At 42.2% G+C, this 25,894-nt stretch carries 20 protein-coding genes; 3 read left to right on the top strand and 17 right to left on the bottom strand.

What is annotated here, in order from left to right:
- Positions 1–7: 7 nt before the first annotated feature.
- From G7074_RS26960 to G7074_RS02755, 3 genes are all read right to left on the bottom strand, one after another.
- Entirely contained in the window at positions 8–1,507 is a 1,500-nt protein-coding gene (locus tag G7074_RS26960; RefSeq protein WP_240916453.1) for a patatin-like phospholipase family protein, read from the bottom strand.
- Between the two features lie 47 nt (positions 1,508–1,554).
- Positions 1,555–2,028: a TspO/MBR family protein gene (locus G7074_RS02760; RefSeq protein ID WP_124560149.1), complete on the bottom strand. Its 474-nt coding sequence runs from the start codon at positions 2,026–2,028 to the stop codon at positions 1,555–1,557.
- A 109-nt stretch (positions 2,029–2,137) separates the two neighbouring features.
- Positions 2,138–2,752, bottom strand: a complete 615-nt coding sequence (locus tag G7074_RS02755) for an insulinase family protein (protein WP_124560148.1) — start codon at positions 2,750–2,752, stop codon at positions 2,138–2,140.
- 250 nt (positions 2,753–3,002) lie between these two features.
- Between G7074_RS02755 and G7074_RS02750 the strand changes: the two genes are divergently transcribed.
- Together G7074_RS02750 and G7074_RS02745 are read left to right on the top strand one after the other, a co-directional pair.
- Positions 3,003–3,536, top strand: coding sequence for a LytTR family DNA-binding domain-containing protein (locus G7074_RS02750; protein WP_166206759.1), 534 nt, complete (start codon positions 3,003–3,005; stop codon positions 3,534–3,536).
- A gap of 9 nt (positions 3,537–3,545) precedes the next feature.
- A complete protein-coding gene (locus tag G7074_RS02745; RefSeq protein ID WP_166206757.1) occupies positions 3,546–4,301 on the top strand; it encodes a response regulator in 756 nt (251 codons plus the stop codon).
- A 34-nt stretch (positions 4,302–4,335) separates the two neighbouring features.
- On the opposite strand, the gene G7074_RS02740 is transcribed toward G7074_RS02745, so the two are convergent.
- Complete coding sequence (locus G7074_RS02740; protein WP_124560145.1) at positions 4,336–5,169, bottom strand: alpha/beta fold hydrolase; 834 nt, start codon at positions 5,167–5,169, stop codon at positions 4,336–4,338.
- Between the two features lie 153 nt (positions 5,170–5,322).
- Between G7074_RS02740 and G7074_RS02735 the strand changes: the two genes are divergently transcribed.
- Entirely contained in the window at positions 5,323–7,401 is a 2,079-nt protein-coding gene (locus tag G7074_RS02735) for a hypothetical protein (RefSeq protein WP_166206754.1), read from the top strand.
- 499 nt (positions 7,402–7,900) lie between these two features.
- Here the strand turns inward: G7074_RS02735 and G7074_RS02730 are convergent, their stop codons facing one another.
- The 13 genes from G7074_RS02730 to G7074_RS26475 all read right to left on the bottom strand — a co-directional run bounded on the left by G7074_RS02730 (position 7,901) and on the right by G7074_RS26475 (position 25,827).
- A complete protein-coding gene (locus G7074_RS02730; RefSeq protein ID WP_166206751.1) occupies positions 7,901–8,410 on the bottom strand; it encodes a hypothetical protein in 510 nt (169 codons plus the stop codon).
- Positions 8,403–9,671, bottom strand: coding sequence for a hypothetical protein (locus tag G7074_RS02725; RefSeq protein ID WP_166206748.1), 1,269 nt, complete (start codon positions 9,669–9,671; stop codon positions 8,403–8,405). Before G7074_RS02725 ends, G7074_RS02730 begins: the two co-directional genes overlap by 8 nt.
- A complete protein-coding gene (locus tag G7074_RS02720) occupies positions 9,668–10,957 on the bottom strand; it encodes a condensation domain-containing protein (RefSeq protein ID WP_166206745.1) in 1,290 nt (429 codons plus the stop codon). Before G7074_RS02720 ends, G7074_RS02725 begins: the two co-directional genes overlap by 4 nt.
- 116 nt (positions 10,958–11,073) lie before the next feature.
- Positions 11,074–12,273: a glycosyltransferase gene (locus tag G7074_RS02715; protein ID WP_166206742.1), complete on the bottom strand. Its 1,200-nt coding sequence runs from the start codon at positions 12,271–12,273 to the stop codon at positions 11,074–11,076.
- A 10-nt stretch (positions 12,274–12,283) separates the two neighbouring features.
- Positions 12,284–13,486, bottom strand: a complete 1,203-nt coding sequence (locus G7074_RS02710; RefSeq protein ID WP_166206739.1) for a glycosyltransferase — start codon at positions 13,484–13,486, stop codon at positions 12,284–12,286.
- Between the two features lie 12 nt (positions 13,487–13,498).
- Positions 13,499–14,263, bottom strand: a complete 765-nt coding sequence (locus G7074_RS02705) for an alpha/beta fold hydrolase (protein ID WP_166206736.1) — start codon at positions 14,261–14,263, stop codon at positions 13,499–13,501.
- Positions 14,251–14,550, bottom strand: a complete 300-nt coding sequence (locus tag G7074_RS02700; protein ID WP_124560137.1) for an acyl carrier protein — start codon at positions 14,548–14,550, stop codon at positions 14,251–14,253. The genes G7074_RS02705 and G7074_RS02700 overlap by 13 nt, the downstream gene beginning before the upstream one ends.
- The gene (locus G7074_RS26495) at positions 14,538–16,574 is read right to left on the bottom strand and encodes a 4'-phosphopantetheinyl transferase superfamily protein (protein WP_205944150.1); all 2,037 of its coding nucleotides are present in this window, start codon (positions 16,572–16,574) and stop codon (positions 14,538–14,540) included. The genes G7074_RS02700 and G7074_RS26495 overlap by 13 nt, the downstream gene beginning before the upstream one ends.
- Positions 16,517–17,416 carry an acyltransferase domain-containing protein gene (locus G7074_RS26490; RefSeq protein WP_205944149.1) on the bottom strand — a complete coding sequence of 300 codons (900 nt, stop codon included), beginning with the start codon at positions 17,414–17,416 and terminating at the stop codon, positions 16,517–16,519. Before G7074_RS26490 ends, G7074_RS26495 begins: the two co-directional genes overlap by 58 nt.
- Positions 17,407–18,576, bottom strand: coding sequence for a polyketide synthase (locus G7074_RS27520; RefSeq protein WP_205944193.1), 1,170 nt, complete (start codon positions 18,574–18,576; stop codon positions 17,407–17,409). The genes G7074_RS26490 and G7074_RS27520 overlap by 10 nt, the downstream gene beginning before the upstream one ends.
- The gene (locus tag G7074_RS27515) at positions 18,528–18,770 is read right to left on the bottom strand and encodes a beta-ketoacyl synthase N-terminal-like domain-containing protein (protein WP_205944148.1); all 243 of its coding nucleotides are present in this window, start codon (positions 18,768–18,770) and stop codon (positions 18,528–18,530) included. The genes G7074_RS27520 and G7074_RS27515 overlap by 49 nt, the downstream gene beginning before the upstream one ends.
- A gap of 20 nt (positions 18,771–18,790) precedes the next feature.
- The gene (locus tag G7074_RS02690) at positions 18,791–24,928 is read right to left on the bottom strand and encodes an SDR family NAD(P)-dependent oxidoreductase (protein ID WP_370526637.1); all 6,138 of its coding nucleotides are present in this window, start codon (positions 24,926–24,928) and stop codon (positions 18,791–18,793) included.
- A gap of 344 nt (positions 24,929–25,272) precedes the next feature.
- On the bottom strand, positions 25,273–25,827 hold the full coding sequence (locus tag G7074_RS26475) for a hypothetical protein (protein WP_205944146.1): 555 nt from the start codon (positions 25,825–25,827) through the stop codon (positions 25,273–25,275).
- Between the last annotated feature and the right edge of the window lie 67 nt (positions 25,828–25,894).

Here is a 25,894-nt window from a genome sequence, read left to right as displayed (position 1 = left end):
CCCATCATTAAGTCAATTTTGCGGTCTGACTGTTCGATGTAAATAGGGCTTGGGTTCTCGATAAAAATCTGACTGGTATTGTAATAATTCCAGTGGTTGTAGGTAAGCTCGGCAGCAAGGAACAGGGGAGTTTTGTTGGATAATCCACCCGGCCGTTAACTTGTACAGACTCATAAAAGCGGCCCGAGTAGAAGCTGGTGCCAAAAGTGTACGATTTACGGTTGAGGTAATTGTACTCGGCGCCCAGAAAAACATTGCTAATGGGCCGTGTTGAGATATTGCCACCTAATTCGAGCTTAAAGCTCTTTTTTGGCTGGGCCACTACTTCGAAAGTATAGCTATCTGTTGCTGGCTGATAGGAAATTTTAGGATATACCGTTTCAAACGTCTGATCGGCTACCAGTTTGTAGTAGCCACGTTTAATATCTTTTAAATCGAAGGTAGCTTTGTCGCTTTTGAAAAGCCGTTCTACGTATTTTTTTTGTTGGTTATTTACACCGGAAACAACAATATTGCTGAATTTCAGATCGGGTTTGCGTACATTAAATTTTTCCCGGCGCCTGGCCAGTTCTTCGTCGTTTACCCGGCGGCTAATTAAGGCCTTAATGCGAGGCATATCGGCCATGGTGGCATCGTATCCCTTTTTTATCAGCTCTGCCACCGGCGCGAAATTGGTTACACTATAACCGGCTAAATTGGGCTGGATGTAAACGCCGTTTTTGCCAATCATGGTCGAATCTGATTTAGACAGGAACATATACACCAAAAAGCGGTTCATTAAACGGTCGTCGATGTTTTTTGGATATTCGTTATAGATTTTTGACGAAACATTGGCTCCGATTACAAAATCGGGCTTAAAATCCCTTTCCATCACATCGGCCGGGAAGTTGTTGTATAAACCACCGTCAAATACATATTTTCCATCTAATTTAATCGGGCGATAAATAATGGGCACAGTCATGGTTGCCCTTACCGCTTCGGCCAAACTTCCTTTGCTAACAGTAATGCTTTTTTGCGAAAGAACATCGGCAACCATACAGCGGTAAGGCACAAAAAGATTATCAAAATTATCTTTAGAAACTGCGGAAGCCTGCGAAAACAGTTCGAGAAAGGCAAAGTTTAACGGAATATCGTTAATCAGATTGGAGCGGAAGCTAAAATGAAAGCCGGTATCGATAGCTACCTTAGCCGTTAGCATGGATGCATTTGGCGCCCTTTTTTGAAAGTAAAAGGTATAATCGCTGGTATAGCGGCCGTTTACCCAGTTCTGAAAATCATTGCTGAGGGCAATTTCTTCTATTTGCGCCGGGCTATAGCCCGATGCATACATAGCCCCCACAATACCGCCCATCGAAGTACCGGTAATGTAATCGATAGGAATATGGTTTTCTTCGAGTGCTTTTAAAGTGCCAATATGGGCAAGGCCCTTGGCACCACCACCACTAAAAACAAGACCTACCTTTTGCGCACGTAATTGGTTACAGCACAGAACGAAAAGTATCAGCAAAAATCTTTTAAAAGTTACCACACCTAAAAATAGGGTTTTCTTTTAAATTAATTCAATATGAGGATATTGTAGGTTAAAAATGATGCAAAACTTACCCAAAGGATGTAAGGAATAAAAATCAGCCCTGCCCACTTATCTATTCTGTAAAACGTTACTGCGTTAACTATAATAACAATGAGCAGCAAAAATATTTCGGCTAGGGCAAAACCAATTTCATGCAGGTAAAAGAAAATGAACGACCAGGCCAGGTTTAGTATCAGCTGGATAAAGTAAATGGCTACCGTTCGGGGGAAATGCACAATCTGATCGCGTTTTAACCATACCAGGTAAGCGGCAATGCCGATGAGGATGTAAAGCGTAGTCCACACTGGGGCAAAAAGCAAGTTAGGCGGATTAAAAGCAGGTTTATTTAGTGTAGGGTACCAGGTTTTAACCGATTGTGCTGTTGCCCAGCCGCCTAGGGCCCCAATACCAAGTGTAATGGCAATATTGATGATGAAAGCAAGAGGTTTAAATTTCATTGGATAATTTTCAGTCTAAACAACGGTAAGCCTTAAATGTTTCTGTTTAGCCCATAAAAAAGCCTCCTGGCTTAAACCAGAAGGCAGTATTTTAATTGTTTAAGACGATTTATTTTGCTAATGCGTTGGCCGCAGGTTTGTTCCAGTTACCAAAAGCATTTTTTGCCGAAGCTTTGGCTGTACTTAACTGTACATCGCCAGCAATAGTTAAAAAGGTTTTTTCAGGAGAAATCTGGTTGTAAAAGCTTTGTACATCAGCCAATGTTAAAGCATTGATAGATTTTTCGTTTACGGTTTGGTCGTAATCGTAATCTTGTAATTTTAAGCTGATAATCAGTTTGGCTTTAGCCGTATCGAAAGTTTTTTGATCTAAAGTTGCATTTTGGATCAATGCGGCCATTTTAACCAGGTCTTGTTCAAGATCAGTGTTTGTAGTAGCCAGTTTACCGCTATTATCTTTAAAGCTAATGTTAGCGTTTTTGGAAACACTTTCGTTCAGTACTGCATTTAATAATTCAACCACACCATCTTTTTTGTCTTCAAAAGATTTTGCATCTAAAGTAAAACTAGAGTAGGCCTTTGGCGATTTATCATTTTCAGAAATAATGATGTTCATACCGTTCTTAAGCTTGTAGCCAACAGGCTCTTTAAATGTCTGGGCTTTTGCAGTATAAACCGATAGGAGAGCTAGCGTTGAAAGTGCAATTGTTTTAATGGTGTTCATTTTATTTTTTTATGATTAATGATTTAGTAATTGGGTTAAATGTTAAACAAAACTACAGTTGATTGATTTATTCGGCTATATCCAGGTGGTAGAAAGGCAAAAAACCTAGACGAACGGGCGTGTATACGGAGTGAAACGGGGGGACAGATTTTTACAAATATATATTTTATTCATTTTGTTCATTATTTATTTGAGAAAAATATTCCTATAGGTTATGCTTAGTTTTATTCGTGACACTAATCTGATAATAATGAATTGTTTAATCGCTGATGACCACGAAATTGCAAGGAGCACAGTGAGCCACCTCTTACAGATTGAGCAATCGTTAAAGTTGATTGGAGTATGTGAAGATGCAACCGAAGCCTACCGAAATCTCGCTGCTAATAAAATAGATTTATTATTGCTTGATATTGAAATGCCAGGGATATCAGGTATTGAACATCTTAGTAACCTGTTTTTAGATAATAAGCATGATAATTTTGTTTTTATTCGCGATGTGGGTCTGATCAGGCGTTTAAAGCTCGATGAAATTAATTATCTGGAAGCGCAAGGTGATTACCTAAAAATTTATCATAACGAGAAAATATTTGCGATTCATTCTTCGCTAAAATCAATAGAAGAGAAGTTGCCCGGTAAAATTTTTATTCGTGTACACCGTTCGTTCATTGTAAATATTAGCCGGATAGACACTGTGGAGGGCAATACTCTAATTATCCATAAAAGTTTTGTGCCCATATCTGATGCTTACAAAACCATTTTAAATAAAAGAATGCAGATACTATAAAACATCTCCATGAATAGAGAAAAAGATATGGGACTGAATACCTGGGTTGATGTTTTAGTGTTGCAGGATGTATCAGCTGATCAGAAGCACTTATTGAATTGCCTGAACGAATACGATGTTAGTTTTAAAGTAAGTTCAAATGCAGCAGAGGCTTTACAAGATCTGGCAGACACTTCTTTTAAGTTGATACTGGTAGATGTATATATACTCGAAAACAGTGGGTTTATGCTCTTGCCTCAATTACCCGCAGATATTCCGGTTGTAGCCATTATTCCGTACGATGCAGAAGTGTTGCAAAGCAAATGTTTTGATGCAGGTGTAAGCGGCTACTTTACCAAACCCATATCAAAAATTGAAGTAGTGGGGATATTAACCCAGTTTTTGCACAATGAAACATTGCAGCATCAAACAAATGGACATGAATCAGGATATGAAGCCATAGATTTAACTTACCTGAAAGAAGTGAGCATGGGTGATGCAGACTATGAACAGGAAATGACTGTTAAATTTATCGAAATTATCTCTACCGACCTGGAAAAATTACACTCTTGCCTGGCCGCCGGCCGTTACCATGAACTTAAAAGTGTAGCCCATAAAATGCTTTCAACTATTTATGTAATGGGCCTGGGCTCAAAGGTAAGTACACACCTTCATGCCATTGAGTTTGACGATTTAAGTAAAGAACAGCTCTTGCAGCAGGTTCAACTGGTTGCCACAATCTGCACAAAGGCCAAAGAAGAAGCACTGGCATTTCTAAACTCCTGAAATATCACATGCTTTTTCTTTGGCCCCTTGGTTATTAAGCATATTGGTGGTCGGGTGCCGACCTGAAACTTCTGTCGCCAATAAAGTCTTTTATTTCCCTAATCGTTTCTTCTGGCTCGCTGATATGCGGAAAATGACCGGTAGCTTTCATTACCACCAAAAAATTATCAGGTGTGTTTTTGTGGATATATTCGCCAGCAGAGAGTGGGGCCATAATATCGTATGAACTTTGTAAAGTAAGGCTTGGGACTTTTAGTTTTCTTAAATTATCCCGGCAGTCGGTTTTAAAAGTAGCCATGGCAAAGGCTAAAGCCACACTGGGCTCGGTAGACTCGAAACATTCCTGTAAAAAATCGGCAAGTTCAGGTTGCGATGGTTTATCCATAACAATTGGTGCCAGCGCTTTACTCCAGCCTACATAATCGGTTGCAATGTGCTCGAAAATAGTCTCAATATCTTCAGCATTAAATCCACCGATATAATCCCTGTCATTCAGGTACCTGGGCGAAGGGCCAATAAATACCAGTTTTTTAAATGCTTCGGGCATCTGTAAGGCCGCAATCATACCAATCATGCTGCTTACTGAGTGGCCAATAAAGATAATATCTTTTAATTCGAGCGCTTCAATGATATCAATAACGTCGCAGGCATAGCCTTCTAAAGTAGCATATTTTCGCTTGTCGTATTGGCTCATATCCGAATCGCCGGAGCCTACATAATCGAATAATACAACTTTATAATCGTTGAGAAACGCATCGGTTACGAATTTCCATGAACTTTGGTCGCAACCAAAACCATGGGCAAATATGATCACCTGGCGACCTTCGCCAAGAATTTTTACGTTGTTTCTAATGAGCGTGGGATGCAAAATAGTTTGGTTTTTAATGTTTCATTAAGTTAAACAATGTTAAGGGATTTTTCCAAAAAAAATAAATAATGAACAATATGTAACGATAATGCATGAACAGGCTATATTTTGTTTGTAATCGTTATCTTGCCTTACTAAAACGATTAACCAAATATGAAGAATAGCATTTTTATGTTGCTTATGGCTTGTTTTTCAGCTTTTTATGCAAAAGGACAAGTGAGCTTAAAATCATTCAAAAATAACGGAGTTACCGTTTCTTCCAATAAAAATGAACTGGTTTTAACCTGGCCCGTTGGAAAAGGGGATGTGGGGAAAATGGTTTTAAACCTCGATAATACCAAACCTTTGTTTAGTAGCTTGCAGCTGAGGAAAAAAGGTGCTTTAAAAGAAATTGCAACTAATCTTGATCCGGCGTTTGTGTTGAGAGTAGGTAAACGTACTTTAAGCCCTTCGAGCGGGGGTTGGGATGTGTTTTTTGATCGGGTACCTACACGACCATATACCACCAACGCCGTAAAATTCGAAAAGGGAGCAGCCAGTGTCAGTACTCAGGGTAGCCAAACCATTATTAAAATAGCGGGTTTAAGCGCCGAAACTTTTAAGGGTGCTTTAGAAATTACATTGTATAACGGGAGTCCGTTGTTTAATGTTGCTGCGGTAGTATCTACTGCAAAAGATTCTACGGCAATTCTGTATGATGCCGGTCTGGTTAATAAAAAGGATATGTGGGCTAATGTCGTTTGGTCAGATGTGAAAGGACAGCTTCAAATAGAGAAAGCGGTAGAAACAGATGCAGCTAAAACCCTCGAAGTGAAATACCGCACCGTAATTGGAGAAAATAAGGCTGGCAGTTTGGCTTTGTTTCCGGCTCCGCATCAATATTTTTATCCCTTGGATGAAGCCTTCAATCTTAAATTTACATGGAAAGGTGGTAATTATTTAAATCTGATTCCTGGTTTCGGTATTGGTATCCGTCAGGACCCTTTGGGCGATAAGCGTTATGTACCCTGGTTTAATGCGCCACCAAATACACAACAGCGCCTTAATTTTTTCTGTTTATTGAGTACCGGCAAAGCAGGTGTAGTTTTGGCTGAAGTTAAAAAGTTTACACATAACGATTCTTACGTTCCGTTGGCAGGTTACAAAACCATGGCCAGCCATTTTCACAATGAATTTATTTCAGATGTGGTACTCAGCGGGAAACCTATTCCTGAAAAGCCTGAGTTTGTTGATGTGCTTAAAAAAACGGGTTTAAATATTGTTAAGCTTGCCGAATTTCACGGACCGGGCCATCCAAAAGGACCAGATTCTATTCGTTTAAAAGAACTGGATGAGCTGTTTAAGCAGACCAAACGATTATCTGATCCAAACTTTTTATTGTTACCTGGAGAAGAAGCCAATAATTTTTATGGCGGCCATTGGCTGGCCTTTTTTCCCAAGCCGGTTTATTGGATCATGTCGAGGCAAAGCGATAAACCTTTCGAAAGCAACGATCCGAAGTATGGAAAAGTTTACCGGATTAACGATAAAGTAGAAATGCTAAAGTTGCTGGAACAAGAAAAGGGTTTAGCCTGGACGGCCCATGCCAGAACGAAAGCATCAACAGGTTATCCGGATAAATACAAAGACGAAGATTTTTTTAAGTCAGAAACCTTTTTGGGCGCTGCATGGAAAGCCATCCCGGCTGATCTTTCATTGCCAACATTAAGTAAAAGGGTATTGAACCTGATGGATGATATGGCTAACTGGGGGCTGAAAAAACATGTAATTTCTGAAGCTGATATTTTTACCATTACCGAGCAGAACGAAATGTATGCGCATTTAAATGTGAATTATTTACAGCTGGATAAGGTACCGAATTATGCCGATGGATGGCATCCGGTTTTGGATGTGATGCGACAAGGGAAGTTTTTTGTTTCTTCGGGAGAAGTATTGATCCCGGCATTCAATATTAGCGGAAAGGGTGCAGGAGAAATCTTGAAAACTGATGCTACCGGTAAAGCCAGCGTTAATATGCAGTTGAAATGGACTTTTCCTTTAAGCTTTGTAGAGATTGTATCGGGCGATGGGCAAAAGGTTTACCGTAACCGGATTAATTTAAATACTACGCAGGCTTTTGGTCAAAAGGATTTCAAATGGCCGGTCAACTTAAAAGGTCGTAAATGGGTAAGGGTAGAAGCCTGGGATATTGCAACCAACGGCGCTTTTACGCAGATGGTGTGGTTGGAGTAATGAACCGCTTTTAAGCATAGCTGTCATCCTGAGGGTTAATTTATTTCATAAAAATCAATATTAGTAACAGCCCATTCAGTGTCGTCATTTCGAGCGAAGTGCAACGTAGTAGAGAGATGTGTCTCGATAGATTTCTCCCCGCCTGTACGGGCAGGCATTCCACTGCATTCCGGTCGAGATGACGACGTTTTTTATTGAAGTATTAATGTAGCAAAGTTCCCTTGGTACCGTCATTTCGAGCGAAGTGCAACGTAGTAGAGAGATGTGTCTCGATAGATTTCTCCCCGCCTGTACGGGCAGGCATTCCACTGCATTCCGGTCGAGATGACGACGTTTTTTATTGAAGTATTAATGTAGCAAAGTTCCCTTGGTACCGTCATTTCGAGCGAAGTGCAACGTAGTAGAGAAATCTATCTCGAGTAGATCTCTCTCCGCCTGTACGGGCGGGCGCTCCACTGCGTTCCGGTCGAGATGACGACTTTGTGATAATGATTTTTCACTACACCACTTCAAACTTAAACTTCCTGATGGCGAGGTAGAAAAAAGTAACGGAGTATAAACCAGCCAGTAAACCTGCACAAACTGCAGATGGGGTAATGCCGAAATCGTGGTTAGGCGGGAAGGAGAAATGCAGTGCAAGCATAAAAACAAAAACAATAGCAATACTATACAGCCCATTAAGGCCGGCTTTCTTTAGAATAAAGGAATATCCTGTTATTTTTTCGTCCACTTTATAATTAATGGCTTCTGAATGCTGTAACTCCTTTATTTTCTTTAAAATATCAAAAGTAACCATAAAAGGGAGCAATGCAGACATAGGCAGTAAAAACCTGGCGAGGTTTTGCTCTCCATTAAAAAGATGTACCGAATTTTGCATCTTAAAAGCAAAATAAGGAACAACAGTATTCAGTATGGTATTGGGAATGAGGTGCAAAAGCAGGTTTTTGCGCACAAACTTCCGCCAGTTAGATACCTTGGTCTGCTCATCGTATTCTACATAATCAGACATCGGCCAATTCGTTTATATTTTCCTTAATTAATTCCATTGCCCTGGCTTTGATCTGCCAGGCATCAAATTCCCTTAAAAAAGATTCATTAGACATAAAAGAGAAATCCAGTTGTCCGTTAAAAGTGCTGCACACCAGCGTATTGGCATTTCTCCATGGAAAAGCCACCGTGGGACTGTATATGGTTTCAATCTTGAAATTCTGGTAATCCTGCCGTATGTTTAAAAGCCCCATGTTGCTTAATGTCACATCGTGGGTGCCTTTTGTGGTCCTCAAAAATCCGATCATTTTATTTACCGATGAATGGAAATATTCGCTCATGCTTAACAGATCATAAACTTTCATTTCAGCAACTTTTGCATCCAGGTCACTTTTTAACGTCTGTGCTTTTGTCCAGAAACTATTTTCAGTTTGATCGAGCTTTAGCTCAGCAATGGGTGCAAATGCAAACATGGTATCTTGTTTAATGGCTTCGACAAAGCGCCTGATATCAACCGGACAGATCACCTTACCGTGAGCTTTTTCTCCCTGCACCTGTTTAAAGGCTTCCATAAATGCCACACAGATGGCGGCATGCACAGTGGTATTTTCCGCTTTGCATTTCAGTAATAATTTTTTGGTGTTTTCGGTACTGATTTTCCAGTGAACGGCATAATTACTCCGATCTAGATTGTGATTTGAAGTAGCCTTAAAAAAGAAAAACAAACGGCCGAGTGCTGCAAAAATCTTTCCTTTAAAATGGCCGAATTTGGTGATGGAAAAATCTTCGGGCAGGAGATCTTTTACCGAAATAAATGATGGATAGGGTGCAAGCTCCTGTTCGGGATTATCAATCAAAGTCATCAGTTCGCGCAAGAGGTTTAAAATGGTGGTGCCATCACAGATACAATGCGGAAGTACGAGTAAAAGATCGGATTCAGTTTCTCCTTTTAACCAAACTACCCTTGCCAATGGTTCGTTTTGGGTATCGAACAGTTTGTACCATTCCATTTTAGATTCCGCGAGCCAATCCTCGTTGGTAAAACGTTCAGCAATCCTAACAGGTATTTTACCAATGTTAGCGTTCAGTATAAAATAAGGGACTTTGCCAGTTGCATCGATATTCATCTGCAGTAGCGGATGTTTCTGCTGGATTTTATACAATGCCTTGTGCAGGTTTTCTTTGCTGATACTGCCTAATATCTTAGCTGTAAAAACACAGTTTAAAGGGGTTTTAGCATCCACATGCATAATTCTTTCTCCTAAAATTAATCTTCTTCTCATGCGGTTGCGCTTAAAATTTCAATGGGTTGTACGATCTGGCTTTTAAGTATGGATATTACCCGCTCTTTGATTGCTTGGGCTTCTACAAAAGGCACATAGCCTTCGCTGGCCACAAAAGTAAAATCCATCTGGTTGCGGTAGGTAGAAGCAATCATGGTAGTGGTATTACCTAAAGGTCCCATTACCGAAGGACTAAATATAGCTTCTACTTCAAAATGTTGATATTGGTAGGGAATGTCGATTTTACCCAAATTAGAAAACATACAATCGTTACTCGATTTGCCATATTTTAAGAAATTGGTGAAATTTTTAAGTGCCGGGTGACAGGATTCCATCATCATCATGAGGCTGTATGGATTGAGTTTGGCCGATTTATCGTTCACCTCTTTTTGTAGGAACTTCACATTTTCCAGAAAATCTTTTTCGGGCAACAGGGAAAGCACGATCATTAAACCAAAGGCAAAAATGTGGTCTTTTTTAATGATCGGATTAAAATTCCTGATATCAACCGGAAGGGATATCTTGTTGAATGCTTTTTCTTTCCTAACCTCTTTAAAAGCGGTTAAAACGGCAGCACTCAACAATGTGTTTACGGTAAACTGATTGGTTTTACAGAAACTGATAATGGCTTTGGTCAATTCCTGATTGAATCTCCAGCGGAGCATAAAGTCCCTTTTACGTTCAATCGCTACTTTTTTGATAGGGATCATCCACAGGGCAAGTGTGGCAATTTTGCCGATCAAACCATTTTTGGTGCGGTTGCGGTAACTGTTCAATACCTTTGCCGGTATTACATCTTTTACGCCCATAATGGGAATTTCCTTGCCGATATCGGTATCCGGATCGTCTAAAAGCTGAAGCAGCTCAGTTAAAATAGAAAGTGCTGCGGTACCGTCGCAAAGGCAGTGGTGGTACACCATCAGGATTTCGGAAATGTTTTCTCCCTTTATCCAGGTAATGCGGCAGAGTGGCGCGGTTGAAGCATCGAAAACCGTTTTCCACTCCTGGGTCGATTCCTGTTCCCAGTGTTCATCACTTAAGCGCTCCACAATGCGTACCGGAATTTTAAAAACCTCGGTAAGATTGGTTACAAACCAGGGTCTCTTATCTTCATCAAAGCGTATGGCTGCAGTTAACCAGGGGTGTTTTTTCTGGATTTTGAACAGGGCAAACTTTAAATCATCCTCTTTAATTTCTCCCCGGATTTTGAATGGTATTACAATGTTAAACGGGCTTTCGCCGTCTCCGTATAACATCCTTTCGCCAAATAGCAGTTTTCTTTTCATTTAGGTTAGTGTTGTATAAAACTCGCCATCTCTACTGAAACGCAGTGGAATGGAGAGATCTATGTACGATAGATTTCTCGACTGCGTTGCACTCCGCTCGAAATGACGATCTGGGATTAAACCGCTTCTAATGTTGTTGTTCTGGCAAAATCCTCCAGCAATTGTACAGCTTTATCATTGCCACCAGCGGCAATAAATGTTTCTTTTATTTTTTGTGCGGCCTGGCGGTATTTCGGGTTTTCCAAAAGCTTGAAAATAGTGTTCCTTAAATCGCTGATGCGTAAACGTTTATAGCGGATGCTCACGCCACAGCCTGCGCCTTCAATTAATTTTGCCGTATGGAAATGATCGTAGGCAATAGGTGTAATCAACATCGGTAAACCATTGGTGAAGGTGTCGTTTACGGTATTAAAACCTCCGTGACAGATTACAGCATCCATGTGCGGCATCAGTTCTGATTGTGGCACAAAACCGTTTACAATAAAGTTATCGGGCCATTTTTCGAAAATATCCGGATTGGTTGCCGCTACAATGGTTACGGGTTCGTTCTCGAAAGCGGTAATCAGTTTCTGAAAGAATTCCTTACGGATATCAACAAGCAAAGTACCTAATGAAACAAATACTTTTGGTGTAGTTGCCTGACTTAAACGTTCCCAATCAAAAGGCGCTAAATTTGGCCTGCCTTTTACGGGGCCAACAAAATGCATGTGCGGTGGTTTTTCTTCAAAACCGGCAAAAGCCTGCGAGGTAAAAACCATGTTCAGCTCGTGCGAATGAATGTGGATATCATCGCTGTAAATGCCCACTTCCCTTTGTAAGCCCTTAATCAGGTTTTGTTGCCATTCGAATATTTTAGGTGCGCTGTTGGCGGTATCGCCCATTACATCAGGTGGTACCGGAGTAGTGGTAACCGATGGAATGCCTTTTAAATGTGCGCTTAATGCACCGGCAAAGGTAATGCAATCGTTAATAATTACATCAGGTTTCCATGTATCCACAAAGTTGTTCAGACCTTTCATCATCATTTTGGCAAAAGGCACATAAGTTTCTTCGAGGGCCAGTTTCATCACCTCAGGACCAGAACAGGCAGGGCCATCATCCTGACGTTTTAAAATACGTTGTATTTCATCAGCATATTCAACCAGGTCTTCTTCCGGGTAAATAAATTCGCCACCTTCGGGCAAATGCACCTGGGCAAGCGGGGTAATGCCAAGCCATTTTACTTCATGGCCACGGGCCAGTAAACTTGCGCCAATGCTTAAAGTTGGACTGATATGGCCAAAAAAAGGCGGGACAACGAAAAGGAATTTTGACATGATGTATAATTTAACTGATGAAAACGTTTGAGGTTCTATTGCTTAAAGCTTCCAGTAAATCGGCGGCACTTTCTGTTCCACCTGCCTGGATAAAAGATTGTTTAATTTGCTCTGCAGCTGTTTTATAACTGTTGTTCTGCAGCACTTTATTTACGGCTTCTTTAAGGTGACTGGCTTTAAAACGGTTAAAGTTTAAGCGTTCTCCGGCACCAACCCTGAAAACACGTCCGGCTACATGGCTTTGGTCGTAAGCAATCGGGATCACTACCATGGGCAGTCCGTTCATTAAAGTTTCGCAAACGGTATTGTGGCCGCCATGGCAAACCACGGCATCAAGGTGTGGTAAAAGTTCTAATTGTGGTAACTGGCGCTGCACGGTAAAATTAGCCGGCCACTCGTTAAATAAAGCAGGATCTGAAACCACTACCACGTGCAGGTCTTCATGGCTAAAAGCCTCGATTACCTTGGCAAAAAATGCCTTTTTATGTTCATGATCGAAGGTGGTACCAATGCTTACCAGTATTTTAGGTTGGGTAATGTTCTTAAATGCTTCCCAGTTAAAAGGAATAGTTGTTTTGCGGCGGTTAAAAACAGGGCCTACAAATTTAAAATGTTCAGGTAAATCCATCTCGCCAAAAAAAACGCGCGAGGTAAATACCAAAGTAGCCAAATCGGAGCAGGCAATAGAGCCGTTTGCAGTAATGCCAAATTCTTTTTGCAGTTCTACAATTTGGTTTACCTCCCATTCGTGCACTTTTGGCAACTCATCCATTACTTTTATCGCCGCCGGGGCAGTAACCGAAGTAACATAAGGATAGTTTTTATTGGTTGCAGCAATGGCACCGGCAAACATCTGGTGATCGGTAATCACCAAATCGGGCTTAAACTGATCGAGGAGATCGGCAATGCCTTCATAACTGTGCCTGTTTAGCGGAATCAGCACTTCTTCGTACAGAAATTTGATGCTATCGATGCCGTAAACGATTTTTTGGGTGATAATATCGAGGTATTTTTCTGAATCTTTTTTCTGCTGGTCGTTCTGGTCGTAGCTGATCACAAGCAACTCGCTGCCCTCAGGAAGTTTATCGCCCAGCGATTGATCTAAAGTAATCCATGCTACACGGTGGCCTCTATCCAATAAAGCTGCACCCATACTCAAAGTTGGGTTAATGTGGCCGGTTAGGGGAGGAACTACAAATACGAATTTTGCCATCTGTGTTTAATTTTATTTTTCCTGGAAGAAGTTTAATAATGCTTCTGCAATAACTAATGGTTGTTGGATTGGGATATTATGATCGCCCGGAACGGCAATTAAATCTGCATTTTCAATCAGCTCATCAAGGTGCTTTCCTGCATTTAAACAATTAGAATCGGTACCATACAGTAATAGGGTAGTTAATTTTATGGTTCCGATTGCCGGGGTGCCGAAAAAGTCTTTTTCAAGCTCCATATCGGTTTTGATCGAAGTTTGATAAAAAAGGTATTCGTACATGCGGTGGTTGCGTTCCATCTGTCTTTTGCCCATTTTAACTCTGGTGGTATCGGTAAAATTTTCGACGTAATGTTCAAGAAACTCGCGGCTGTACTCGTCAATAATGCCCCTTGTTTTATCATCGTTTGGATCGGGCGCCTCTATTACGGCCAGTTTGTTAATACGCTCCGGAAAACGGATAGCCATTTTTAAGGCTATCAATCCGCCAAAACTATAACCGCCCAAATGCACTTGCTGCAGGTTTAATTCCTCCATAAGTGCAAGCAAATCGTTAGTCATGCTTTCGAGATCATAGCCGAGCAATGTTTTTTCGCTCATACCATGACTTTTCAGGTCGTAAAGTACCACATGATATTTTGTGGCCAGCAGCGGTGCGATATTAAAATAATAGACAGAAAGGTTACTGAACATCCCGTGAATGAGGATGATGGTTTCGGCAGCCCCTTTGTTGAGCTCCTGAATATGAACCGATTTGCCGTTTACCGTTATGACTGGCATTCTTCGATATAAGAGATGATCATACCCAGATTTAAGTTAATCAGTTGATCTAAATCCATTGACGATAACCAGCCCGTAAAATCGATCTGTTCACCAAAATGTGCTTTGATTTTTTCGGAAAAGGATACAATTTCAATGCTGTCCATTTCGAGGTCTTTGGTGAAAGAACTTTCGGGGGTGATATCCATTTCTTCAACAAATTCTTCGCCGATTACTTCAGTGATAAATTTTTTCATGAGGTCGAAAATTTCTTCGCTGCTCAGTTTCGTAGTTGCTATAGTGTCCATCCGATGATATAGTTTTTATGTTTGATTGTTTTAATTGTAGTGTTATTAATGCGTAATTCTTCGCCGTTTACTTCCGTTACGGTATAGGCTTTGGGGTTGCCCTGTAAGCCTTTGCCCAGGTATTTTCCATAAGCTTCTTTGGCTACCCAAAAACGGGTTGCCCATTCAATTTTGTCGCGGTTTTGCAGCAGGGCCATCTCATGCTCATTAAAAACAAGATTAAAAAAACCTGCGCTGCGTTCTTCTATATGTTCGATATCGATGCCAACAGGTTCGTTAAAGCGGGCTATGCCAACGGCATCGGTGCCTTTATGCGCAATAGAAATGTTGATATCATCCGTTAAACCACCTTTAACATAAGGTTTGCGGTGTTCGTCTGAATAAATTTCGAAGGTAATCGGGTAGCAGGCCTGGTTTTTCTGCGTATTCAGTAAATTCCTTACCGCATCTTTTGCAGCCACACGACTGATCATCCAGGTTCTTCTTTTATTGGGCAAAAGGTTGTTGTGATGTTTCTTTTCCGTTTGGTTGAAGTACCTTTTCAGGATAAAATCCCATGATACCACACGTGTGTAAGCGTTACCGAAAAGAAAAACACCAGGTGCAACTTCTTCTGATAAACGGTTGTGTAGTGGCGACATGGATACATTCCAAAGCGGTTCGTCTATTTCGAGCCTGCGGTTCTGCCAACCCGAAATAATCAACCAGGTAATACCATCCCTTTTCATCACGATATCGGCCGTGGCAAATTCATCATTGATTTCGGTTAGCACGCAGGTACATTCGAAAGTGCCTTGCTGATCGGCCATATCACCGAAAAATTCTATTTCCTGAATTTTAACAGGAAAAGCAATGCGGTCTTTTTCTAAAGTGAGCTGCAACCACAAACCGAACAACTGACCGGCGTTATCCAATAAAGAACCTTTTCCTCCTGCAGCTTCGATAATACCGGTAATTCCTTTTTCGCCAACAGCGACTAGTTTTTTGATACCCTGGTAATCTGGTCCGTGGAACATGTGTGCATCGTAAATCTGTTCGGATGTACGGTCGATATCCAATAACCTTCCGATGTCGAAATTCCGGTTTGGAGCAGGACTTAACTGTGCTGCAAGCTGTACTTCTGCATTGGCAAAACGTTCAAGGTTAAGGTAAACCCTTTGTTCGTCTTTCCACTCGCCGGTTACGGTTTCCTGAAAAGGTTTAACAACATTCATCCATTGGAAAACGCGCATATTCATAATTTTTTGCACTTTTTCTTCGGGCGATTGCGCATTGGCTATTTCGGCAAATACTTCAAAAATCATGGTCATCGGAATCACCGGATCCATATCTTCTACGGTTGGCCAACCTTTTGGCTGCCTCAACAGCGAGTGATCGATAAGGTAAGGGCAGTTTTCCAAACTTACATCCAACGTTTTGCTGAATGCTTGTCTGACTGGTTTTTCCGGCGTGGCTGGTGCCCAATTAACTGGCTGATCAACCTGAAACGCAGCATTTTCGAAAAGCCCGATCATTTCGCTCTGCATGTTGATCATTTCCATCACATTTTCATTAAAAGCCTGTAAAACGGGATGTTTAGCTTCTACAAAAGTTTTAGGTTGTGCTGGCTGAGCTTGCTTAATGGTTAAACCTTTAAGCGTTTGCAGGTTATGGATAATTGGCGAACCGAGTTCGAGCTTAATACCTTTGTTTTTTTGCGGTGGCGTTGATTTAATGTTGCCCAGGTAATGAAGCCCGATTTCTTTCCCTTCGACAAAAAGTGCAGCCAAAACCCTTTGCAATTGCGTAATGCCCGAACGGATGGGCACGTTGGCACTAATGGTGCTAAAATCTTTGCCCCTTAAAGTATCGTCGATAAAGCCCACCAAACCACCCGAGCCTACCTGGATAAATACACGTGCACCCTCTGCATACAGTTTTTCGGTAAGTTCGCGGAAACGCACGGGTTTAATCAGGTGTTCGGCACTTAACTGACGGATGGCTTCGAAACCCTCGGATAAGTTTCCAGGGTAGTAGCCGACCAAAGCGGCGTTGTGGTTTTCCTGAACTGCATATCCTGCATGCCCTCGAGGATCAATCCCAGTTTATCGGCCACAAATGGTGAGTGGAAACCCGACTGGAAAGGCAGGATCTGATGAAAAATCTGTTTCGCTTTTAATATCGGCACCAGCTCATCAAGCGCATTTTTACTGCCACAAAGAATTACCTGTTGCGGGCAGTTATCATTCGAGAGGTATAAATCAGTGATACTTTCTATAATGGGTTGAAGGGTAGCCAAACCAGCACCAACGGCAATAAAGCGCGAATCTTTAAGTTCAAAAGTTTCGGGGTTAAGTACATTCAGTAAATTCATTACCGAACTTTCTTCTGCCAATTCTGAAGATCTTGCTGCAAGCCATTCGCCAAGACTGTGGCCTGCGTTCATATCCGATTTAACACCCAATTGTTTTAAGGCCTGGTCTAAAACGCTGCTTTTGTTCAGGATATTGAGCGCCTCGCTTAAAAGTCCATCCTGTTTGTCGTTCTCATCGATATTGATGTTGAAATAATCGGCTACCGATTTAATTTCGCCACCGGCAAGCCCGTCTAAACCCGGAAAAACGAAGGCTATTTTGCCATCGTTGGCCAATAAAGGCGAATTGGTGTACCAGATATCCTGTTTATTTCTCCATGGAGAATTTTTAGCTACAATTTTTAAGGCTTTTTTGATCCTTTCTTCGCTCGGGTTGAACAGTACCAAGCGGAAATTACCCTGCCCGATGCTATAATCGCCATTTTCGAGCGATTGGATCAAGCTTTCATGATTTGACCTTGCAATTACCAAAACCTCATCTTTTTTAGGACTATCATAAGCGCTTAATACCACATGGGCATTAATCCCCCGAAACCAAAGGCATTTACGGCCGCTAATTTTGGTAAACCCGATTGGTTCCAGTCGGCAGCTTTCTGTACAGCAGAAAAACGGGTTTCTGCCAGTTGCGCGAGGGGCTCATCACAATGTAAAGTAGGAGGGATGATGCCGTGATACAGTGCTAAACTCGATTTAATCAAACCGGCAATTCCTGCTGCAGGCATGGCATGACCGATATTCGATTTAACGGAACCGATACCAGCCTTTGGAAGATCAGCATCCTGACCAAAAAACTGTTTTAGGGTTTCTACTTCTGTTTTATCGCCAAGTGGAGTACCGGTACCATGGGCTTCTAAATAGCCTATATTTTTACTTTCCAGTCCGGCATTTTTCCATGCTTCGGTAATGGCTTTTAACTGGCCTTTAACCGAGGGGCTCATTACACTGGTTCCGCTGCCATCACTGCTGATGCCCACGCCTCTAATCACCGAATAAATTTTATCCTGGTCGCGGATAGCATCTTCGAGGCGTTTAAGCACCACAAAACCACAGCCTTCACCAATAATCAAGCCATCGGCATTTTGATCGAAAGGTTTGATTTTTTCTTGTTTGGATAAAGCACCCAGTTGTGAAAAAATACTCCAGAAAGCAGCATTCTGACCCAAATGTACACCGCCGGCAATAATCATATCGCAACGGCCGCTATTCAGTTCCTGCACGCCATGATCAACCGCAATGAGCGAACTGGCACAGGCTGCGTCTAAAGTAAAGGCCAAACCGCCTAAATTAAGCCGGTTTGCTACAAGCGAAGCCACTAAATTAGGGATTAATCCCATGGCAGTATCGGCGCTGAAACGGCCTTTACGCAACTGGAATTCGTGTTTTACCTTTTCTATTTCAGCCTCGCTCAATTGGGGCATCAGATCTTTCAGTATGCTCGAAATCTGCTCGCCTGTGCGCACAATTTCGATGGCACGGGTTGCCCCCGGACCTACGTAATTACCTTTGCCAATGATGATCCCTGTTTTATCGAGGGAGTATTTTTTTTCGAATACCGCTGCATCTTCGAGTGCCTGGTGAACCAGATCGAGGGTTAGCAGGTGATCGGGTTCGGTACCTTCAACCGCTAATGGTAAAATGCCAAAGCGCTGCGGATCGAACTGATGATCGGGGATAAACCCACCACGATTGCAGTAAAAACGATCAACGCCCCCAGGTTTTTGTCGAAATGTACCGGATCAATCCGATCGGCCGGAACCTGTTGCGTAGCATCTACCCGGTTGATGATATTCTCCCAAAAGGTTTGTATATCCTTCGCACCCGGAAAAATGCATGACATTCCAATAATTGCTATGTCGCTTTTTTTCATCTTGTTCGCTTTGGGAATAACTATGTCCAGGTGTTTCCAGCCATGATTAATACCTGGCTTTCTTTACCATATTTTAGTTCGTTAAGGAAAGTTTCCATTCCATCCTGTAGTGGGATCAGTGCAATTCCCCTGCGCTGGTATTCTTTCTCCAAAGTTGGCGAAACCATACCTGCACCTTTCCACGGACCCCAGTTAATGGCCATTACCTTACCCTGTATTTTCTGTTTCAAGGCCCAAGCATATTTGTCCATTACACTGTTGGCAGCGGCATAATCAGTTTGCCCGCGATTTCCGTAAACAGAAGCAATGCTCGAGAAAAGGATTACAAACTGAGTTTCTGGTCGTAATTGCTCGGCAAGCACCCTTAGTGGGGTTACTTTGGTGTCGAAAACACGTCCGAATGATTCGGATGTTTTACTGTGGAACAATTTATCTTCCAGTAAACCTGCACCGTGTACCACACCATCAATACGGCCATGTTCTTCGTAAACCTGATTAATCAGGCGGGTTAAAGCTTCTTCATCTTTAAGATCGAGCGATTCGTAAACCACGGTAGAACCGCCTTCTTCTAAAGTTGCAATGCAACGTAAAATCTGGTTGTTTTTATAAATACGGTTGGTTTCCTGTTCAATTTCTGCAGGTTTTTTAATTTCTCCCTGTTTAATCAGGTATTGCCTGATCTCATCTTTGGTTTTTAATGCAGCACTGGCCTCATTTGCCGAGGCGATGGGATTTGCAGAACGGCCAACCAGGATGTATTTGCAAGGATAATCTTTGGCAAAATGGATCATCAGTTCGGCTGTAATCCCTTGTGCGCCACCTAAAACCATCACCACGGCATCTTTATCCAAATGGATGTGTGCATCGGTTTCCGTGCTTAACTGCGTTGGTATCAGCTCCATGATGTGACGCTTATGGTCGTTGTAGATAATCTCGGAAGGTTTATCCGGGTTTAAAATTTCGTTCAGCGCCATGTTGGCAATTTCATCGGCCGACATTTTGGTTTCCAGACTGATGAAACGACATTTGGTATGCTCATACTCGCGATCCAGGCTTTTAAAGAAACCCGAATAACCCTGGTAATTCCTTAAGAAAGAAATATCAGACTGGTCGTTAAAATAGCGCTTGGTATCAGCAATCAGATACACCCATTTAACAGTATCAAAATTGAGTTTTTTAATGGTTGCAAAATGATCCAGGATGCCTGATTTCTTTTGCGCTTCGAACATGTTCATGATGATGAGTCCCTGATAGCCGTCCAAAGGATCTTCGAAATTGACTACATCGGCAATGGCACCATGTTTTTCTAAAAGCTTTTTGATTTTGATGGCTTGTCCGCCACCATCATCTGTTAAGGCAAAACGTTGTCCTTTTAAAATGGCGGCTTCGGTAACCGTTAAGGCCGCAGGAGTAAGCTCAAATCTCAAACGCGATAATTTTTCTTTAACGGTTTGATCATCGATGCTCTCCTCAATAAGCTTTTTTGCTTCGGTAAGCACCTCCGAGCTTTCCGCTTCAACATCTGCAATCCAGTTAACCAGGGCATTTAATGTTTTAATTGCCGCCAGTTTTTCCATTAAATCATCAGCTTGTTCGCTTTGGGCACCAAAACCGATTTTTTCTTTTAATGAAGCAATAATTTCCATCCTTTTGATCGAATCGATACTCAAATCAGCCTCAAGATCTAAATCCATGCCCAACATTTCCTTAGGATAACCTGTTTTTTCGCTTACCACATCCAGAATGGCCGACTTTAACTGATCAATCGAGAATTTTGCTGGCTCTGTCAGGCTTGCAGGCAGAGTCACAGGAGCTGGCGTGCTAACAGCTGTTGGTTGCGCAGTATTTTCGGTAATCCAATTTACCAAACTGCTCAAAGTTTTCAGTCCGGCAAGCTGTTCCATAATTTTATCTTCCGGAAGGTTTAGCTGAGAGAAACCACCCAGTTCGGTACGTAATGCACCGATAATTTCTACACGTTTGATGGAATCAATACTTAAATCGGCTTCAAGATCCATTTCCATACCCAGCATTTCCTGTGGATAGCCGGTTTTATCGCTTACAATCTGCAAAAGCACCAGTTTCAGGTCTTTTGCTGCAATTACAGGGGCTATTACTTCAATAGCTTGTGCCTGGGGTACCTCTTGTTTTATCGTGATCTGGTTTTCAATCCGTACGGGTTGAGATGTTTGGTATGATGTTAAGGGTTGATTGATGATCTGCGCCGGCATTGCAGGTGCCTGCCCTAAAAAGGAAAGCATAACATCGCGTTGTGCCTGAATCAGCATTTTCATGCTGTGCAGGTATTCCTGCATCATCAGGTCTTTGGCCGAGCCATTAGCCTGTTGATTTTCAGTTTGGGTAGAGGTGTTGTTCATAAGGGTAATCGGTTTAGTAATAGGTGATGCACCATTTGCCGGAAGTTTACCTGTTGACGGAACAGCGTGTTGACCGTTCACATACCAGATAGCCGGACTTTTTTTATAATTGGAAGGTTCATCCAGTTTGATCGTTTTAACTGAACGGCCTTCGAATAATTTTTCGAGTTTAATTTCGCGGCCGGTAGCCATATAGCCGGCCAGTGTGCCCAATAAATTGCTTAATTTGTTCTGACCCTGATCTTCGGTGTGCAGGATCACTTCGTCCTTACCGATACAGGCTTTGGTTAAACCGCTTAGCACCTTGCCAGGGCCAACTTCTACGAAAACCCTGGCTCCGGCGGCATACATATCCCTAAGCTCATCAACAAAAAGGACAGGTTTTATCAAGTGGTCGGTTAAACGTTCTTTTACAGCAGCGGCCTCAATAGGGTAGGCTTTTGCAGTGGTGTTAGACCATACCGGAATTTTAAGATCATTAAAGTTTACACCCGAAAGTACCTGTTGGTAAAGTACCTTCGATTTTGCAACCAACGGACTGTGGAAAGCGCAGGCTACTTCGAGTGGACGGAAGGATATTTTTGCATCCTTTAAAACCGTCACTAATTTGGCAATACCTTCGGTACTGCCTGCAATTACACATTGTGTTGGAGCATTAAAGTTTACCGGATAAACTTCTTCAATATCGTTTAGGTATTGTGCAAGATTTTCCTGTTTGGTACTTACGGCAAGCATGGTACCTGGATCGCCGTTCTCGACCGCATTCAAAATAGCTACAGCCCTTTTGGCACTAAGATGCACCAAAGCTTCTTCTTCGAAAGCTCCGGCAAAACAAAGTGCAGGCAATTCGCCATAGCTGTGGCCGGCAACCATATCGGGCACAATACCCAACGAGCGTAAAAAGTTGGCAATGGCCAGGTCTACAATCCCCAACAGTGGCTGGGCCATGCGGGTATCTTTAATCTGCTCTTTTTGTACTTTGGCATCGACATCGTTAAATACCGTGTTGGGGAAAAGGACCTTTTCATACTCCGGATAAGCTTTCAATAGTTTTCTCATTTCGGGGAAAACCACAAAAAGATCTCTTGCCATATTTACCCTCTGGCTACCCTGACCAGGAAACATAAAGGCAACTTTACCCTCCTGTTTTTTGGTTAGGTAGGTATCTTTACTTTCAACGCCCGATAAAACAAGATCGATTTTCATGACCAAATCTTCAGCATGGTTGGCTACAATGCTTAATTGAACTGGTTTTGCATCGGCAGTAGCCAAACTAAAAGCAATATCTTTCAGTTCGATCTGATCGTTCAGTTCTAAAAGGTTTTTAACCGAAACAAGGCGGTTTTTGGCTTCTTCGTAGGTATCGCCCCTGAAAACAAAAAGTTCAGATGGCCACGATTTTAAGATCGGATTTTCATTATTAATATTTTGGGCGCTTTCGAGTACCGCATGGAAGTTTGTACCGCCAAAACCGAAAGCACTAACACCTGCGTAACGTTTTTCTTCCATCCATAAACCTGCTTCGGTATGGAAAGCAAATGGACTGGTTTGTGCGTTATAAAAGCTATTCGGTGTTTTTAAGTTAATGGTTGGAGGTTTAATGCCATGGTAAACCGATAGCGATGCTTTGATTAAGCCTGCAATACCGGCAGCGCACTTGGTATGGCCAATCTGTGTTTTTACAGAGCCTAAATGTGTTTGCCCCGCTGTTGCACCTGCTTGGTTAAGCATATCGGTTAATGCGCTGATTTCAGTTTTATCGCCAACTACAGTGCCTGTACCATGTGCTTCTACCAAACCGACTAACGAAGGGGTGATTCCCGACTGGCTGTAAGCTCTTTCCAGTGCATTTACCTGTCCGTTTTTACGTGGTGCTGTTAAGCCCAGGCTTTTTCCGTCGCTCGATCCGCCTACACCTTTAATAATGGAGTAAATGGTATCGCCATCGCGTAAAGCATCATCATATCTTTTCAATACAATCATGGCAATACCTTCGCCAAGGGCAATTCCATCGGCTTCGGCATCAAAAGTGGCACATCTTCCTTTTTTAGAAAGTGCGTGTGTGCTCGAAAACATCAGGTAATCGTTAATGCCGTTGTGCAGATCGGCCCCGCCGGCCAAGACCATGTCTGATTTTTCTAAAAACAATTCCTGGCAGGCCAGGTCAATTGCCGCAAGAGATGAAGCGCAGGCTGCATCAACAGTATAGTTTCTACCACCCAGGTTTAACCTGTTGGTAATCCTGCCCGAGATTACGTTGGCCAAAATACCCGGAAACGAATCTTCTGTCGTTTTTGGTAAAGCGGCGTCTAACTCTGCAGGCATTTCGCCAAAAATCTGTTTGTAATAGCCCCTAAAGCTGTAGCTGTTGGCAAGGTCGTTTCCGCCTTCGGCACCGATAATTACCGACACATTTTCGTTATCTACACCACCATCGGCATAACCCGCATGCTGCATGGCCTGCTTGGCCACCATTAGGGTAAGCAGTTGTGTTGGCTCAATAGCGGCAAGTGATTGTGGCGGAATACCAAATTCGAGCGGATCAAAATCTATCCTTGGGATAAAACCACCCCATTTAGAATGCGACATATCGCCGGCTGTAGAATCGGGGTTATAATAAAGTTCTTTGTTCCACCTTTCGTCGGGCACTTCGGTTACCGAATCTTTACCTAAAATAATGTTACGCCAGTATTCTTCGAGGTTTTTAGCCCCGGGGAAAATACAGGCCATACCTACAATGGCCACATCAAGTGCTTTTGCTTTATTAACCGGAGGCGAAGGAAGTAATGCATTTAATATATGTGTATAATTTTCATCGGCTACATCCTGATGAAGATTGAGCAGTGACATCACTTCTTTGTGCATCGGTGCAATCTGACCGATCATGTACATGCCAAGATCGGTTTGCTCTGCCTCGTCTATTTTTACAAGTTTATCTCCACGTCTTTCAATTCCCTTTGCTGCAATACGCAAGCGGCCAACATTAAGCGACTCGAGTTTTGCCCAGATTTCTTTTTTATCCATCCCTTCTGCCTGAAGTTTTTGTTTTTCTTCGTTAAAGAAAGTGGCAAATGAAGAGTTCAGGCAGCGGGTTTCGTGTCCGGGAGCAGTTTCCAGCAGCACGGTTTCGTTTGCCTGCATCGCTTCCTGCTGAAACTTATCTAAAATGGCTCCAGTACTTACCGCTTCTTTGGTGTATAAATAAGCTGTACCCATTAAAACGCCGATTTTCATTCCCTTAGCCGCCAAAGGAGCAGCCATTACCGAGATGAAAGCCGTAGAAAAAGCATCGTGGATTCCGCCAGCGAAGAAAACACTGATCTGATCTGCATTTTCTTCTTTTAACAAACGCTCGATCTGCTTTTCCCACAACACCATACTGGATAGGGGACCAACGTGACCACCACATTCGCGGCCTTCGAAAACGAAGCGTTTGGCACCTTCTTTCAAAAACATATCCAGCAACGAGGCCGAAGGCACATGTAAAAAAGTTTTGATACCTGCCTTTTCGAAAGGTTTAGCCTGCGAAGGTCGGCCACCTGCAATTAATAAAACAGGAGGTTTGGCATTTAAAATGTATTCCTGCTGTTCGTCCCTAAGCTCCTGTGGAGCAAAACCCAAAATACCTACACCCCAGGTTTTTTCGCCTGCAAGCTTTTTGGTTTCTTCGATCAGATTTTTGGCTGATTCGCCTTTTAATAAAGATAATGCGATGAATGATAATGCACCAGCTTCCGAAACTGCATTGGCAAAAGGTGCAACATCGCTCACCCGTGTCATGGGCCCCTGTGCAATAGGGTAGGTGATGTTTAAATCCTGGGCAAGCGAATTGTTTGCCTTGATTACATTGATGGCTTTGGCTTGTTTAATGTGTCCGTAAATGGCTTCCTTTATGCCGAAGACCAATTTATCGAGCTTTTTATATTTGTTTACCAAATCGATCGATAAGGCAATATCCTGTCCCATTGGGAGGTAATCTGTTTCGAGATTATAACCGTTAAAGTATTTTTGCAGGCCATTGTAATCGGTATCTTCTGGCAATACTGGTGAATTTGGACGAACCAGTACCCGGCAATTATCGATCAGTTTGGTTTCTGTTCCACTTAATTTGCTGCAAACTGTTTTTAAATCTTCCGGTACAGCAGATTCGGGAATAAAGCCAGCTGACTATCTAAAATAATCCCTGCTGCACCCTGTGCTATTAAAGAAGCGGCAGTATGAATACCTACACCGCCCTGAACCCAAACCGGAATGTTAACAGCTTGGATAATTCGTTGGAAAAGTACAAAAGAAGATTCGTAAGCAACGCGACCAGCACCTTCATTTCCTTTTACGATAATGCCATAGGCACCATTTTTTTCTGCTGCGCGGGCCGATTCAAGATCGAAAACCTGATAAATGATTTTTGCTGTGGTTTTGTTTTTTAAGGCAAGATCGAAAGGTGCAATAACCAAACTTACGTTTGCAGGTAGATCAATGTTAACTAATGCGGCCGAGTTGATGCTTACTCCAAAATCGGAGATGCCGGTAGCAATAGTTGAGGAAATTGCGTTTTCAGCTTCTTTTATACGATGTCCAAGACTGAGAACCGGAAAGCAATCTGCTTTTTGTAAATTGGAAACCAATCTACTATCAGGGATTTCGAAGGGAGTTACTCCAATAATGGCGTATTTGTTCATGGCTTTAGATTTGAATCTTCTACTTTGTTTGGTGGATGACTTTATATACGGCATAATGGTTCTTTAT

This window comes from Pedobacter sp. HDW13, assembly GCF_011303555.1.
GTDB lineage: Bacteria > Bacteroidota > Bacteroidia > Sphingobacteriales > Sphingobacteriaceae > Pedobacter.
This window is presented reverse-complemented; position numbering and strand designations above follow the sequence as displayed.

What these genes read in the sequence shown, in the direction of transcription:
- G7074_RS26475 (WP_205944146.1), bottom strand. Translation starts at nt 25,827, where the DNA reads ATGAACAAATACGCCATTATTGGAGTAACTCCCTTCGAAATCCCTGAT.
- G7074_RS02715 (WP_166206742.1), bottom strand. Translation starts at nt 12,273, where the DNA reads ATGTCAAAATTCCTTTTCGTTGTCCCGCCTTTTTTTGGCCATATCAGT.
- G7074_RS02750 (WP_166206759.1), top strand. Translation starts at nt 3,003, where the DNA reads ATGAATTGTTTAATCGCTGATGACCACGAAATTGCAAGGAGCACAGTG.
- G7074_RS02725 (WP_166206748.1), bottom strand. Translation starts at nt 9,671, where the DNA reads ATGAGAAGAAGATTAATTTTAGGAGAAAGAATTATGCATGTGGATGCT.
- G7074_RS02710 (WP_166206739.1), bottom strand. Translation starts at nt 13,486, where the DNA reads ATGGCAAAATTCGTATTTGTAGTTCCTCCCCTAACCGGCCACATTAAC.
- G7074_RS02720 (WP_166206745.1), bottom strand. Translation starts at nt 10,957, where the DNA reads ATGAAAAGAAAACTGCTATTTGGCGAAAGGATGTTATACGGAGACGGC.
- G7074_RS02735 (WP_166206754.1), top strand. Translation starts at nt 5,323, where the DNA reads ATGAAGAATAGCATTTTTATGTTGCTTATGGCTTGTTTTTCAGCTTTT.
- G7074_RS02730 (WP_166206751.1), bottom strand. Translation starts at nt 8,410, where the DNA reads ATGTCTGATTATGTAGAATACGATGAGCAGACCAAGGTATCTAACTGG.
- G7074_RS27515 (WP_205944148.1), bottom strand. Translation starts at nt 18,770, where the DNA reads ATGAAAAAAAGCGACATAGCAATTATTGGAATGTCATGCATTTTTCCG.
- G7074_RS02760 (WP_124560149.1), bottom strand. Translation starts at nt 2,028, where the DNA reads ATGAAATTTAAACCTCTTGCTTTCATCATCAATATTGCCATTACACTT.
- G7074_RS02690 (WP_370526637.1), bottom strand. Translation starts at nt 24,928, where the DNA reads ATGACACGGGTGAGCGATGTTGCACCTTTTGCCAATGCAGTTTCGGAA.
- G7074_RS02755 (WP_124560148.1), bottom strand. Translation starts at nt 2,752, where the DNA reads ATGAACACCATTAAAACAATTGCACTTTCAACGCTAGCTCTCCTATCG.
- G7074_RS02705 (WP_166206736.1), bottom strand. Translation starts at nt 14,263, where the DNA reads ATGCCAGTCATAACGGTAAACGGCAAATCGGTTCATATTCAGGAGCTC.
- G7074_RS02745 (WP_166206757.1), top strand. Translation starts at nt 3,546, where the DNA reads ATGAATAGAGAAAAAGATATGGGACTGAATACCTGGGTTGATGTTTTA.
- G7074_RS02700 (WP_124560137.1), bottom strand. Translation starts at nt 14,550, where the DNA reads ATGGACACTATAGCAACTACGAAACTGAGCAGCGAAGAAATTTTCGAC.